A 14091-nucleotide genomic window follows, 5' to 3' on the forward strand; every position below is an offset into this window, starting at 1 on the left:
CGAGCGAAGGGACCTGTACATGGCGCATATCATTGTCGTCGGCAACGAGAAGGGCGGCGCGGGCAAATCCACTGTCTCCATGCATGTCGCAACCACCCTGGCCCGGCTGGGCCACAAGGTCGCGGCCCTGGATCTGGATCTGCGGCAGCGCTCGATGGGGCGTTACCTGGAAAACCGCAAGGATTTCTGCGTCAAATCCGGCCTGGACCTGCCGATGGTGGAAATCCACGAGCTGCCGGAGATTGATCCGGCCAGCCTGCAGCCGGGCGAGAACATCTATGACCACCGCCTGTCGGCAGCGGTTTCCGCGCTGGAGCCGGGCCATGATTTCATCCTGATCGACTGCCCCGGCTCGCACACGCGCCTCAGCCAGGTGGCGCATTCGCTGGCGGACACCCTGATCACTCCGCTGAACGACAGCTTTGTCGATTTCGACCTGCTGGCGCATGTGGACCAGAAGGGTGAGACCATCACCGGGCCGTCCGTTTATTCGGAAATGGTCTGGAACGCCCGCCAGCTGCGGGCGCAGGCCGGGCTTAAGCCGATCGACTGGATCGTGATCCGCAACCGGGTCGGCACCCAGCGCATGGTCAACAAGGAAAAGATGGAACGCGCCATCAAGATGCTGTCCAAGCGGATCGGCTTCCGCGTCGCACCGGGCTTTTCCGAACGGGTGATTTTCCGCGAACTGTTCCCGCGGGGGCTGACGCTGCTGGATCTGAAGGACATCGGCGTCAAGCAGCTGAACATCTCCAACATCGCCGCCCGGCAGGAGCTGCGCGACATGATGAAAGAGGTGAACCTGCCCGGGGTCGAGATCAGCATCTGACCCCGACCGTGCGGCTGCTTAGCTGTCGCAGCCGCAATTGCCGCGGTAGATCGTGTACAGCTCCATCGGCTCTGCCACACCGCGCAGCATGTAGCGGCCCAGGGACACCAGGTCATGATTAGTCCCCCTGGCCGCGGCCTTCACATCTTCGGACATGATGATGTTCTGGCCGACGGAGCGGTGCATGCCGGCAATCCGGGCGGTCTGGTTCACCGCCTGGCCGATCACGGTGAAATCCAGCCGGTTCTCGGCCCCGATGTTACCATAGAGAATGTCGCCCGCATGCAGCGCCAAGGTGAAGCCTGCTGTCGGCAGGCCCTGCTCCTCGCGTTCGCTGTTATAGGCCCGCACCTTGCCGCACAGCTCATTTGCTGCCGCCAGCGCTGCGTGCGCGTCTTCCTCAATGCTGCCCAGGTTGAACATGGTCAGCATGCCATCGCCCATGAACTTGAGGATATTGCCGCCATGCGCCTGGATAGTTTCCACCGCCAGGCCGAAATAGCCGTTCAGCATCTCGATCAGCTCGGTGCCGGGCAGCCTCTCTGACAGCTGGGTAAATCCCTTCAGGTCGAACAGGCAGATCACCGCGGCGATCTGCTGCGAAGAGCCGCGCTGGATCTCGCCGGACAGCACACGGCGGCCGGCGTCGCGCCCCAGATAGACCTGCAGCAGGTCACTGGCCATCTGCCGGTTGGAGGAGGATTTCAGCGCCAGCCCCAGATGCGGCAGGGTGGTGCGGATCAGGTCAAGTTCGCGGCTGGAAAACCCCCCGGGGCGGTCCGAGGCCCAGGAGACCAGCATCCCCTCACTGGGATGGCGCGGATCGTTGGGCTCGTCATCCGGCGGTGCAAAACGCACACCCTTAGCGAAGTAGTCGGTCGCCCCGCGCTGGCGGAGCTCCGGCAGCAACGGGAACTGTTCCGGCGCGCCGTCTTCCAGCCGTTCACGGAACTCTTCCAGATTGTGCTCCAGAATGTGAAAGAACGGGCTGCGCAGCCATTCCTCGCGCGGGGACTCCTGATATTCGTAATGCTGGTGGCTGATGCCGTCGGCCCGGGTCCAGTTGAAGCCGATGCCGCCGAACTTCGGGTGGAACGCCCGCTGCGCCACATGAAAGCGCCACAGCGGCACCCCTGCATCAACCAGACGCTGGCAATATCCCTGCAAAAGATCCTGCTGCGGCGCCCCGTGCAGGCCCTGCTCCATCAGCCAGGCAATCAGCGGCCCTGAATTGACATCAATCTGTATCATCGCTTCACCTTCAATCCCGCTGCTTTATCTGGGGTCTGGGCCGTACAATGTCTATGGTTCGATCCCTGCTAAATTGCGCAGCATATACCGCAAAATTGCAACCTCGCCGGTGGTGAAGCGGGCACAGATCCTTGTGTCGAACTCCAATGCGTGCTCGCGCAGATCCTTGTAGGCCGCTTCGCCGGCCGGGGTCAGCGCCAGATGTTCGGACCGGCGGTCGTTTTCATCGCGGGTCCGGGTCACGAACCGCTTCTCTGCGAGCTTGGCGACCGCGCGGCTGATCTTGGTCTTATGGATCTTGGCGCGGCTGCCGATTTCCTTGGCTGTCATCTGGCCGTAGTTGCCCAGATGAAACAGCACCCGCCATTCAGTGCGCAGCATTCCGTAGCGGTTCTTGTAGTGCTTCTGGAACCCCAGCGAGCTTTCCTCTGCCGCGCGGTTCAGCAGATAGGGCAGGAAATCCTGCAAAGCGAAATCATCTTTTTCGTCCATTTTCGTCCCCTTTCCCTTGTTAGTTACAAAAACAACTAATATCCCGCAAGCAGCAAGAGGAGAAACGCGCGATGAATCGGCCAGCCGATCCCCATGAAATGATCCAGGCCCCCTCTCTTCAGGGGCCGCACGAGGGCTACATGCCCGGATTTGCCAACGACTTTGAAACCGAGGCGCTGCCCGGCGCGCTGCCGCAGGGCATGAACAGCCCGCAGAAGTGCAACTATGGCCTTTACGGCGAGCAGCTGAGCGGCACCGCCTTTACCGCCGACCCGCCGGAGCGGACTTGGTGCTACCGCATCCGCCCGTCGGTCAAGCATTCGCACCGTTACGAGAAAATCGACCTGCCGCATTGGAAGTCGGCGCCCTGCGTTGATCCCGACGTGATTTCCCTCGGCCAGTACCGCTGGGACCCGGTGCCGCATAGCGATGAGGGGCTGACCTGGCTCACCGGAATGCGCACCATGACCACCGCAGGCGACGTGAATACCCAGGTCGGCATGGCAAGCCACATCTACCTGGTCACCGAGTCGATGGTGGACAGCTATTTCTTTTCGGCCGATTCCGAGCTGCTGGTGGTACCGCAGGAAGGCCGCCTGCGCTTTGCGACCGAGCTGGGCATCATCGACCTGGCGCCGCAGGAGATCGCGATCATCCCGCGCGGGCTGGTGTACCGGGTGGAAGTGCTCGAAGGCCCCTGCCGCGGTTTCGTCTGCGAGAACTATGGCCAGAAATTCGAACTGCCGGGCCGCGGCCCGATCGGTGCCAACTGCATGGCCAACCCGCGCGACTTCAAGGCGCCGGTGGCGGCGTTCGAGGACCGCGAGACGCCCTCGACCGTGACCATCAAGTGGTGCGGCCAGTTCCATGAAACCAGGATCGGCCACTCTCCGCTGGATGTGGTCGCCTGGCACGGCAACTACGCGCCCTTCAAATACGACTTGCGCACCTATTGCCCGGTCGGCGCCATCCTGTTCGACCACCCGGATCCGTCGATCTTTACCGTGCTAACCGCACCGTCGGGCGTGCCGGGCACCGCGAATATAGACTTTGTGCTGTTCCGCGAGCGCTGGATGGTGGCCGAGAACACCTTCCGCCCGCCGTGGTATCATAAGAACATCATGTCGGAGCTGATGGGCAATATCTACGGTCAGTACGACGCCAAACCGCAAGGGTTCGTGCCGGGCGGCATGTCCCTCCACAACATGATGCTGCCGCACGGGCCGGACAAGAACGCCTTTGAAGGCGCGTCGAATTCCAACCTTGGCCCGGAGAAGCTGGACAACACCATGTCCTTCATGTTCGAGACCCGCTTCCCCCAGCATCTGACCGCATTTGCAGCCAAGGACGCGCCGCTGCAGGATGACTACATCGATTGCTGGAGCGACATCGAGAAGAAGTTCGACGGCACGCCCGGCCTGAAATGAAACGGTGAGGGGGCGCTGCCCCCTCTGGGCCTTACCGGCCCATTCACCCCCGGAGTATTTCCGGAAAGATGAAAAGGATCTTCGGATCCGGAAACTGGAGACACGATGCCTCTGCTGAAATCCTGGGTGGCCTCGGCCAATGATGCGAACCACCCGTTCCCGCTGAACAACCTGCCTTATGGTGTATTTTCCGTTGAGGGCGATGACCCGCGCTGCGGTGTTGCGATCGGCGACATGATCCTGGACATGCAGGCCGCCGAGGAGGCCGGTCTGGTCCAGCTGGCCGATGCGCCGCTGTTCGACGTTCCCTACTGGAACGACCTGATGGAAGAAGGTCCGGCCGTGTGGGCGGCGCTGCGCGACCGTCTGACCGCGCTGCTGTCCGAAGGGGCAGCGGAGCAGGACAAGGTGGAGCCCCTGCTGGTCCCGGCCGCGGATGCCGAGCTGCACATGCCCTTTGCGGTCAGCGAATACACCGACTTCTACGCGGGCAAGAACCACGCGTTCAACGTCGGCACCATGTTCCGCGGCCCGGAAAACGCGCTGCCGCCGAACTGGCTGCACATCCCGATCGGCTATAACGGGCGCGCGTCCTCTGTGGTGGTGTCCGGCACCGATGTGCGCCGTCCCTGGGGTCAGCTGAAAGGCCCGAATGACGACGGCCCCCGCTGGGCTCCCTGCGCACGCTTCGATATCGAGCTGGAGATGGGCGCGATTGTTGGCACCCCGTCCGACGGACCGATCACCGTGCAGGAAGCGGACGACAATATCTTTGGCTATGTGCTGCTGAACGACTGGTCGGCGCGCGATATCCAGGCCTGGGAGTACCAGCCGCTTGGCCCGTTCCAGGCCAAGGCCACTGCCAACACGATCTCCCCCTGGATCGTGACCAAGCCGGCGCTGGAGCCGTTCCGCTGCGACACCCCGGAGCGTGAGGTGGAACTGCTGGACCACCTGAAGGACTGCGGCCCGATGCTCTATGACATCGACCTCGAAGTGACCCTGGCGCCGGAAGGCAAGGCGGCGACCACCATCGCGCGGACCAACTACAAGGAAATGTATTACTCCGCCGCGCAGCAGCTGGCGCATCACACCACCTCTGGCTGCCCGATGAACGCAGGCGACCTGCTGGGTTCCGGCACCATCTCCGGCCCGGTCAAGGAAAGCCGCGGCTCGCTGCTGGAGCTGAGCTGGGGCGGCAAGGAGCCGCTGACGCTGGACAGCGGCGAGGAGCGCTCCTTTATCGCCGATGGCGACACCCTGACCCTGAAAGGCGCGGCCAAGGGCGACGGCTACACCATCGGCTTCGGCGACTGCACCGGCACCGTCCTGCCCGCGCTTGAAGACCCCTACGCAAGATAAGGAAGACCACCATGGCAAAGGCTTTTGCGTCCCAAGGGGACATGACCGAAAAGAAGATCACCTTTGATGAGATCGGCGAGGGGCTCTATGCCTTCACCGCCGAGGGCGACCCGAACTCCGGCGTGATCATCGGCGATGACAGCGTGATGATCGTCGAGGCACAGGCGACCCCGCGGCTGGCAAACAAGGTGATCGAATGCGTGCGGTCCGTGACCGACAAGCCGATCACCCATGTGGTGCTAACCCATTATCATGCTGTGCGGGTGCTGGGCGCCTCCGCCTTCGGCGCGCAGAACATCATCATGTCGGACAAGGCGCGCTCGATGGTGGTGGAGCGCGGCCAGGAGGACTGGGACAGCGAGTTCCAGCGATTCCCGCGCCTTTTCGAAGGCCATGAGAGCATTCCCGGCCTGACTTGGCCGACCACCACCTTCAGCGACTCGATGACCGTCTACCTCGGCAACCGCCGCGTCGACATCAAGCACGTTGGCCGCGCTCATACCGCAGGCGACGCGGTGATCCATGTGCCGGATCAGAACGTGATGTTCACCGGCGACATCGTCGAATACCACTCTGCCTGCTACTGCGGCGACGGGCATTTCGGCGACTGGGGCCGGACGCTGGACAACATCAAGGCCTATGACGTTGACGCCATCGCGCCGGGCCGCGGCGATGCGCTGGTGGGCAAGAAGATGGTCAACGCCGCCATCGAGAACACCCGCGACTTCGTCGAGAGCACCTACCGCCCGGCGGCCAAAGTAGCGGCCCGCAACGGCACCCTGAAGGAGGCTTGGGACGCGGTGCGCGCCGAATGCGATCCGAAGTTCGCAGACTATGCGATCTACGAGCACTGCCTGCCCTTCAACGTTGCCCGTGCGTATGACGAGGCCCGCGGCATCGACACCCCGCGGATCTGGACCGCCCAGCGCGATCTGGAGATGTGGGAGGCCCTGCAGGGCTGAGCCCCGGGCAGAAATTGCAACCGGGGCGGTTTGATCCAGATCGTATCGCCCCGGCAGAACCTGTGAGACGCTAGACCATGCTCCCGGCTGCCCCCTGCCGGGAAAGGGTTGAGCTGTGCCTGACGGCACCCGGATATTGGGAGGAGACCTGATGAACAAGATCTTTGAAGTCCCGTTGTACCCCTACGCGCGCCACGCGGATCAGGATGCCCCTGCCCCCGTACGCCGTAAGGTGGTGGTGATCGGGGCAGGCCCCATCGGCCTGGCAGCGGCCATCGACCTGGCCCAGCAGGGCACCGAAGTGGTGGTTCTGGATGACAACGACAAGGTGAGCTTCGGCTCCCGCGCGATCTGCTTTGCCAAGCGGCCGCTGGAAATCCTCGACCGGCTGGGCTGCGGCCAGCCGATGGTGGACAAGGGCGTGCAGTGGAATGTCGGCAAGGTGTTCTTTGACGACCGTCAGGTCTATGACTTCAACCTGCTGCCGGAAGAGGGTCACAAGCGCCCCGCCTTCATCAATCTGCAGCAGTATTACTTCGAGGAATACCTGGTGAACCGGGTCCGCGAACTGCAGGAGCAGGGTACGCCGATCGAGATCCGCGGCCGCAACAAGGTTTCGGCCATCGGCACCCATCCCAGCCATGTGACGCTGGAAGTCGATACACCAGAAGGCCCCTACAACCTGGAAGCCGAATGGCTGATCGCCTGCGACGGCGCCGGCTCCCCCACACGGCAGATGCTGGGGCTGGATTTTGTCGGCCGGGTGTTCGAGGACAACTTCCTGATCGCCGATGTGATCATGGAGGCGGACTTCCCGACGGAGCGCTGGTTCTGGTTCGATCCGCCTTTCAACAAGGGTCAGTCGGCCTTGCTGCACAAGCAGCCGGATGGCGTCTGGCGGATTGACCTGCAGCTCGGCTGGGACATCGACAAGGAGCGCGAAAAGCGCCCCGAAAACGTGATCCCGCGGCTTCAGGCAATGCTGGGCCAGGATGTGAAGTTCGAGCTTGAATGGGTCTCGATTTACACTTTCCAGTGCCGCCGCATGGAAAAATTCCGCCACGGCCGGGTAATCTTTGCCGGCGATTCCGCGCATCAGGTGTCGCCGTTTGGCGCCCGCGGCGCCAACTCTGGCCTGCAGGACACCGACAACCTGTGCTGGAAGCTGCAGCTGGTGATGGACGGCAAGGCACCGGAAAGCCTGCTCGACAGCTACGATATCGAACGCATCCACGGCGCCGACGAGAACATCCTGAACTCCTCGCGCTCCACCGACTTCATCACCCCGAAATCGGAGATGAGCCGGGTGCTGCGCGACGCGGTTCTGGACTTGTCGGAACAGTATGAATTCGCGCGTCCCTTGGTGAACTCCGGCCGCCTGTCGGTGCCCTGCACCTATGATGGCTCGCCGCTGAATTCGGCAGACGCGCTGAACGGGCCCGAGCGCACCCGCCCCGGCTCCCCCTGCCCCGATGTGCCGCTTGGCGACGAGTTCCTGCTGGACAAGCTAGGCGATAAATTCGTGCTGCTGACCATAGACGCCGATGCCCCCGATGTGATCGAGGAGGAAGGTATCGAGGTCACCCGCCTGGCGCTGTCGATCAAGGATGACAAGACACTGGCGCTGCAGGAGCGCTACCTGGGCAAGCTTGAAAGCGGTGTTTACCTGATCCGCCCGGACCAGCATGTCGCCGCCCGCCGCCCCAGCTTTGACGAAAACCTGATCCGGCACGCGATCCGCCGGGCTATCGGGAAGGAGTAATCAAGATGACCGAAGACGAACTGATCCTGACCGCCAACCTCGAGCGCGCCGACGATTTCTATGCCGATCTGCTGAGTGCGCATGAGGATCTGAGCAAGGCCGAAAGCGATGCGCTGAATGCGCGCCTGGTGCTGGTGCTGGCAAATCACATTGGAAAACGCGCGATCCTGAAACAGGCGCTGGCGGCTGCCGCGCTGAAACCCGGGGAGGACTCCGCTTGAAAATCGAACAGATCCACCACGTCGCCTACCGCTGCAAGGACGCCAAAGAGACGGTCGAGTGGTACAACAAGATGCTGAACATGGACTTCGTCCTGGCGATTGCCGAGGATCACGTCCCATCTACCCATGAGCCTGATCCCTACATGCATATCTTCATGGATGCAGGGAACGGCAACGTCCTGGCTTTCTTTGAGCTCCCGACAAAGCCGGAGATGGACCGCGACCGCAACACGCCGGTGTGGGTGCAGCACATTGCGTTCAAGGTGAAGGACCGCGAGACGCTGATCCAATTCAAGGAGCATCTGGAAGCCAACGGCGTCGAAGTGCTGGGCGTCACCGACCACTCGATCTTCCACTCGATTTACTTCTTCGATCCGAACGGGCACCGGGTGGAACTGGCCTGCCCCGATCCGGAGGAAGAGGCGCTGCTTAAAAAGCTGGACTCGGTGAAATGGGAGATGCTGGATGAATGGTCTAAGACCAAGAAAGCCCCCAAGCACGCCGAGTGGCTGCACGCCAAGGAATTGAACAAGGCCTGAATTGCACAAGCCGCCAAGGCAGCCCGGTGGGCTGCCTTCTCAGCACGGGGAGCATGCCGATGGGCAGCACCATCCTTTATGACTACTGGCGCTCATCGGCCAGCTACCGGCTGCGCATCGCGCTGAACCTGGCCGGGATTGAATACACCTCAGTCCCGGTTGACCTGGTCAAGGGCGAGCACAGGAGCCCGGAGCACCTGGCCCGCAACCCGCAGGGCTTTGTACCTGTGCTGGAGATCGACGGGTTGCGCCTCACCCAATCTCTGGCGATCCTCGATTACCTGGACGAAACCCGGAACCTCGGCCTGCTGCCCGCGGATCCAGGCCAGCGCGCCAAGGCGAGGGCTCTGGCGCATTCGGTGGCGGTGGACGTGCATCCGGTCTGCAATCTCCAGGTTGCCAAACACGCCACAAGCCTGAGCGGCGGGGCAGAGGACATGCCCAAAGCCTGGATGCAGCATTTCATCCGCCCGGGGCTGCAGGCATTTGAGGTTTTGCTGGGTGATTTCGCCCAAGCTCCCTTCTGCATCGGTGAAACGCCTGGGCTGGCGGACATCTGCCTGATGCCCCAGCTTTACAATGCCCGCCGCTGGGAGACCGATTTCTCCGGCTTGCCGCGGATATGCGCTGTAGAGGCGGCTTGCGCCGCCCACCCGGCCTTTGCCGCCGCCTACCCGGATCAGCCCGGCTGACTGGCCCCTGGGGCTGCGGCGTCACAAGGAGCGCAGCAGCACCTTGCTGGAATTCAGCGCCTGGGCAATCCGCTGGTAATGCAGCGCCACATCGTTGTTGCCTTCAGCCGAACGCAGCAGCACCGTGGTCGTCTCTTCCAGAACGGCCAGCGCCTTGGCGTTGGTTTCGGCCACCCTTTCCTGCTTAACCGCTGAAACCGGGCGGCGCACAGTTTCGCTGTCCGCCTGAACGGTGATCCGCAGCCGCGGCTGGCTGTAGTCACGGTTCTGCCGGGACAGGCTGGTCAGCTCATCCGAGGCCGTGGCCAGCGCCTCACGGGCGACAGCATATTCGCCATGAGCAGGCAGTTTCTTGACAAGCGCTTTCAGCTCTTTGGCCAGACAGTCAGTCCGGTAAGCCGCGCCAACCGCCTCGCAGGCCGCCGACGAGGTGCTGATCTGCGCGACAACCGTGCTGGTGACGGAATTTGTCACCGACGCCGGCCCAACCGGGGCCGACGTGCTGGTGCTTGAGCTTCTTACACCATCGCTTTCCGCTGCATCGCCGCCAGTTTCGCCATCGCCGCCAAATTGCGAAGCCGAAGGGGCTCCTCGCACCTGCGCCTTGTGCACGTAAACCGCAGCGTTTTTCTGCAAAGCTGTCCTGCCAGTCACCGCGGCGGCCTCAGCCAGTGCCGGCGAAAGCAATAGTGCGGCCGCCAAGGGCAATGTATAGACCGCCTTGTTATTACTGCTGTTCATTGAACCCTCTTAACTTTGCCCCGCAAATGCAGGGTTTCTTGCCGGTGCGCCCCCCTCAGACAGGGAACCCAGCCCGAACCGGCCTTGACTACGCTCCCAAAGGACCGCCGGAAATTCCGATGATGTGCTCAGACGTCAACCCTGTGGCGTCGAGCAGAAGGAGTTCGAAGTCCAACTCTGTTTCACTGCTGTCAAAGGCTCCGATGTACAGGCCATCCGGGTGCTCATCAATGTAGAGAGTGATGTCAAAGAACATGGCCCCATTGGACGGCGTCAGTTCAAAGTCACCGTCGTCGAGAGATATGCCGATATAGGCATCCCCCGAAGTGAGAGAGCTGAAATCGATCTGGTCCCGCGTATCGTCGAAGTCCGTGATCACGTCCAGAGAGTCGTCCCCTGCACTGCTTTCATCGAAACTGCTGAAGACAAAGACATCCGCACCCGCACCGCCGCTGAGCGTATCGGTTCCCAGCCCGCCAGTCAGAGTATCTGCACCGTCTCCCCCCGCCAGCGCGTCATCCCCTGCGCCGCCATCAAGCAGATCAGCCCCGCCGCCGCCATCCAGCTCATCCGTCCCCGCATTTCCCAACAGCTGGTCATTGTCCGAATTGCCTTGCAGGGTGTCATTTCCGGCACCGCCGCTGAGAGTGTCATCACCTGAGCCGCCTTTCAGCGTGTCATCGCCGGAACCGCCTGCCAGACTATCTTCATCGTCCCCGCCCGCCAGAAAATCAGCCCCGTAGCCGCCAAACAGAAAATCGTCTCCGGCGCTTCCAAACAGCTGATCCCCGTCCAGGCTGCCATTCAGCGTATCATTGCCGGAACCGCCTAGCAGCATGTCGTCACCGGAACCGCCCTGCAGCGAGTCGTCACCCGACCCGCCCTGCAGCGTGTCATCACCAGAACCGCCCAGCAGCGTGTCGCTGCCGGTGCCGCCTTGCAGCAGATCCGAGCCGCCGCCGCCGCCAAGTGCATCCGCCCCGCCATCACCCAGCAGGGTGTCATTACCCGTATGTCCCGTCAGCCTGTCGGTTTCGTCACCGCCTTCCAGGCTATCGTCGCCGGCGCCTCCGTTCAGCACGTCATACCCGGCCCCTCCGGACAGGCTGTCATTCCCGGCACCGCCATCAAGATCATCGCCCCCGGCACCGCCGTCCAGAGTATCAGCACCGCTTTGCCCGGCCAGAGTGTCACGCCCTGTCCCGCCGCTCAAACCGTCATCGCCGCGGCCTCCAGTCAGACTGTCGTTGCCCGCGCCGCCGTCAAGTGTGTCGTCATCATCGCCGCCATTCAGCGTATCAACACCGCCGCCGCCGGAAAGCCAGTCATGGCCTGCCCCCCCAAACAGGAAATCTGCGCCCTCCTGCCCGGACAATGTATCCTGTCCGTTGCCGCCCCCGAGCCTGTCCGTCCCGAAGCCGCCGTCCAATTCATCGTTGCCAGCCCCACCGTACAAGGTATCCGCACCAATGCCGCCAAACAGCTGATCCTGACCGCCGTTGCCGCTGATCACGTCCGCCCCGGACAGGCCGCTGATGCTGTCGTTCAAACCCGAGCCGTTGAAAGTGTCAGAACCGCCGTAAAACAGCTGAAGAAATTCCTCGGATGTAATGTCCGGGTCTGCAACAACGCTATTTGCGTCCAGCTCCAGGCCCGTCACGGCATACACCATCTCCGTCGTGCTGTAAGGCTGGTACTGGTAGTAGGATTCGATTGTGCCAGTAACAGTGAAACTATTGTTCTCGCCGACAATAAATTGGAACTCCGCTCCCTGTGCCGACCTGTATTCCGCGCGAAAGCCGTCTGCCCCTACAAACAGTATCCTCTCGGAGGAGACAAAGAACTCAGCTTCAATTTCAGTGCCGATAGCAAAGGGTTCATAAAATGTAATCGTCGCCATCGCGGCCTCATCAAAAACATAGCTGGTGTCTAATTTACGTCCGGGTCAAACCCGCTCTTTACCGGCGTTTTGCCCAAAACAAGGATCCGCCAGCAGGTTTCTAACCGCTCCGGGAAAAGCTACCCCAATTTTCCCGTGCTCTCCAGACCGTCAAACCCGCTGATTTCACCGTTCGTGCAACAGATACAAAAATGGCACGCAGCAGCGGCGCAGGGCTACCAGGCCCGAGCATCGGTTTCTGTTTCCGCACAGACTGGAGCGGCAACACTGTTTGACGGTGGAAGTCACGGACGTTTTTCAGTCTGCGCCGTCCGGTGCCGGCACATTGCCCTAGGAGCTGACACGGGTGATGCCACCCCGCAGGCTTGGGCCCAGCTGCAGAAACTGGCGCATCTGACGTGGCACAACGGTGCCCTTTTGCGCTGCCAGACCAACGGGTTCACGCGATTGGCAAAGAGCACGGCAGAAACAGAAACCTCTCAAGCCTTTCGCCGGATAGGGTCCGCGCCATAGACCTCCTCCAGAATGATTTCAACCAGGTCGAATTCCGAGTGCAGGTTCACGTCCTCGAAATAGATATGGCTTGGCCAGGCTTGGCCAACGTGGTTGTCCTCCGGCAGATCAACATGCGCGCAGACATTGCGGATTGCCGCAACATGGGTGCGCGCCATCTGCCGGGTTTCGTCCTTGACGGCCTCCAGGTCCTCGAGGCTGTTGCGGTCGATCTCCGGCGAACCGACCCCCGACGTCAGCGGCAAATTCCGGGCAATCGCCTGCTGTTCGTAAAACGAAATATCCACCTTGTCCGCGGCCAGCCGCATGATGAAGACCGGGTTCACGCTGACCTTGGCTTCGGTCAGCTCCAGCAATGCCGGGTTCTCCGAGGGCGTGCAGTCTGGCGCGGCGGCGGCGCCTGCCTCTGCACCGCGGCGGCGGGAGCGGCGGTCCTTCTTACTGGCCAGCGTCACGTGGTCGCCGCGGTAGTTGTTGTCAAACACCCGGTCCGCATAGGGTTTGTCCCGCAGCATGTGCCGGATCGCGCGGATCGACATGTTCTTGCAATTCTCCGCCCCGATAAAGAAGGGCGAGCCGGAGGCGTCGGACAGTTCGATCCATCCGTTCGGGAAGGTGGCGATATGGTGATCCATCCACGGGCCGAGCACCGTATCGCCGAGGTGATCCAGCAGCGCGTTCACCTCATCCGGGTCGTTCACCACGTCCGACAACAGCGGCTCCTGCCCGTAAATGTCGGCAGCCAGGCTGTAGGGCGCGGTGATCTGCAGCAGCGGCGGCAGCCCGGTCAGCTCCTCATGCACCCGCAAGATGTTGGTGATCGCCAGCGGCACGCCGGTGGTGAAATCAGGCGTCTTCAGGTCGCGCCAGTTGTACTTGTTGATCAGCATATCGTCCGGGTCGGCGCCCGGCGGGTATTTGTCCGGGTACATCATGGTCTGGCCCAGCGGTTCGCAGGTCCAGGCATAAAGCGCCCAGGTGATGTAGAACTTGTTCACTCCCAGCAGACGGCTGACCGCGAGGTTGGCGCGGACATAGCGGTAGGGGTCCTCGTGGTAGTATTCGCGGGTCTCGATACCGTAGAGGTCATTCAGCACCGCCAGCGCCAGCATATGCACCGAGGCGACGCAATTGACGCGGCCCGGGTCGGCCTTTTGGGCGAAGTTCGCATCAAACTCTCCGGCGATGGCAGCGTCGAACACCCGGGTCATCTCTGCCTTGGCCTCGACGCCGCCCGCTTGCCAGGCCCGCAGAAGCTCCAGCCCCTTGGGAAATGCGTAGTCTTCTAGTCTGGTCATGGATCCGCCTCAAGCACTGTGAACCCGTGGCGCGGCCGCGCCGGATGGGATTGAGGCTATCCAGAAATGGGCACATCAAATATACCCGTTATTGATCCAGTT

The 14091-nt window shown here is 62.1% G+C and carries 13 protein-coding genes; 8 read left to right on the forward strand and 5 right to left on the reverse strand.

Annotation, left to right across the window (positions count from 1 at the left end; all coding sequences use genetic code 11):
- The first annotated feature begins 19 nt into the window (after nucleotides 1–19).
- A complete protein-coding gene (locus AB1A62_RS07705; protein ID WP_366660929.1) occupies nucleotides 20–829 on the forward strand; it encodes a division plane positioning ATPase MipZ in 810 nt (269 codons plus the stop codon).
- An 18-nt stretch (nucleotides 830–847) separates the two neighbouring features.
- On the opposite strand, the gene AB1A62_RS07710 is transcribed toward AB1A62_RS07705, so the two are convergent.
- Together AB1A62_RS07710 and AB1A62_RS07715 are read right to left on the reverse strand one after the other, a co-directional pair.
- The gene (locus AB1A62_RS07710) at nucleotides 848–2080 is read right to left on the reverse strand and encodes an adenylate/guanylate cyclase domain-containing protein (protein WP_366660930.1); all 1233 of its coding nucleotides are present in this window, start codon (nucleotides 2078–2080) and stop codon (nucleotides 848–850) included.
- A gap of 51 nt (nucleotides 2081–2131) precedes the next feature.
- Complete coding sequence (locus tag AB1A62_RS07715; RefSeq protein WP_366660931.1) at nucleotides 2132–2572, reverse strand: MarR family transcriptional regulator; 441 nt, start codon at nucleotides 2570–2572, stop codon at nucleotides 2132–2134.
- A 71-nt stretch (nucleotides 2573–2643) separates the two neighbouring features.
- Here AB1A62_RS07715 and hmgA point away from each other — a divergent pair, with 71 nt between their 5' ends.
- The 7 genes from hmgA to maiA all read left to right on the forward strand — a co-directional run bounded on the left by hmgA (nucleotide 2644) and on the right by maiA (nucleotide 9537).
- On the forward strand, nucleotides 2644–3999 hold the full coding sequence (gene hmgA / locus AB1A62_RS07720; protein WP_366660932.1) for a homogentisate 1,2-dioxygenase: 1356 nt from the start codon (nucleotides 2644–2646) through the stop codon (nucleotides 3997–3999).
- Nucleotides 4000–4104: 105 nt separating this feature from the next.
- A complete protein-coding gene (gene fahA / locus AB1A62_RS07725; RefSeq protein WP_366660933.1) occupies nucleotides 4105–5361 on the forward strand; it encodes a fumarylacetoacetase in 1257 nt (418 codons plus the stop codon).
- An 11-nt stretch (nucleotides 5362–5372) separates the two neighbouring features.
- On the forward strand, nucleotides 5373–6323 hold the full coding sequence (locus AB1A62_RS07730; protein ID WP_366660934.1) for an MBL fold metallo-hydrolase: 951 nt from the start codon (nucleotides 5373–5375) through the stop codon (nucleotides 6321–6323).
- A gap of 151 nt (nucleotides 6324–6474) precedes the next feature.
- On the forward strand, nucleotides 6475–8085 hold the full coding sequence (locus AB1A62_RS07735) for an FAD-dependent oxidoreductase (RefSeq protein ID WP_366660935.1): 1611 nt from the start codon (nucleotides 6475–6477) through the stop codon (nucleotides 8083–8085).
- Nucleotides 8086–8090: 5 nt separating this feature from the next.
- Entirely contained in the window at nucleotides 8091–8306 is a 216-nt protein-coding gene (locus AB1A62_RS07740; RefSeq protein ID WP_366660936.1) for a DUF2783 domain-containing protein, read from the forward strand.
- Nucleotides 8303–8845: a VOC family protein gene (locus tag AB1A62_RS07745; protein WP_366660937.1), complete on the forward strand. Its 543-nt coding sequence runs from the start codon at nucleotides 8303–8305 to the stop codon at nucleotides 8843–8845. The genes AB1A62_RS07740 and AB1A62_RS07745 overlap by 4 nt, the downstream gene beginning before the upstream one ends.
- Nucleotides 8846–8904: 59 nt before the next feature.
- Entirely contained in the window at nucleotides 8905–9537 is a 633-nt protein-coding gene (maiA, locus tag AB1A62_RS07750; RefSeq protein WP_366660938.1) for a maleylacetoacetate isomerase, read from the forward strand.
- A gap of 21 nt (nucleotides 9538–9558) precedes the next feature.
- Here maiA and AB1A62_RS07755 read toward each other — a convergent pair whose 3' ends face one another.
- From AB1A62_RS07755 to AB1A62_RS07765, 3 genes are all read right to left on the reverse strand, one after another.
- Nucleotides 9559–10278, reverse strand: coding sequence for a hypothetical protein (locus tag AB1A62_RS07755; RefSeq protein ID WP_366660939.1), 720 nt, complete (start codon nucleotides 10276–10278; stop codon nucleotides 9559–9561).
- A gap of 88 nt (nucleotides 10279–10366) precedes the next feature.
- On the reverse strand, nucleotides 10367–12178 hold the full coding sequence (locus AB1A62_RS07760; protein ID WP_366660940.1) for a calcium-binding protein: 1812 nt from the start codon (nucleotides 12176–12178) through the stop codon (nucleotides 10367–10369).
- Between the two features lie 479 nt (nucleotides 12179–12657).
- Complete coding sequence (locus AB1A62_RS07765) at nucleotides 12658–13989, reverse strand: uroporphyrinogen decarboxylase family protein (protein ID WP_366660941.1); 1332 nt, start codon at nucleotides 13987–13989, stop codon at nucleotides 12658–12660.
- Nucleotides 13990–14091 lie beyond the last annotated feature (102 nt).

Origin of the sequence: Leisingera sp. JC11 (assembly GCF_040704725.1) — a bacterium.
In the GTDB taxonomy this organism is placed as follows: Bacteria; Pseudomonadota; Alphaproteobacteria; order Rhodobacterales; family Rhodobacteraceae; genus Leisingera.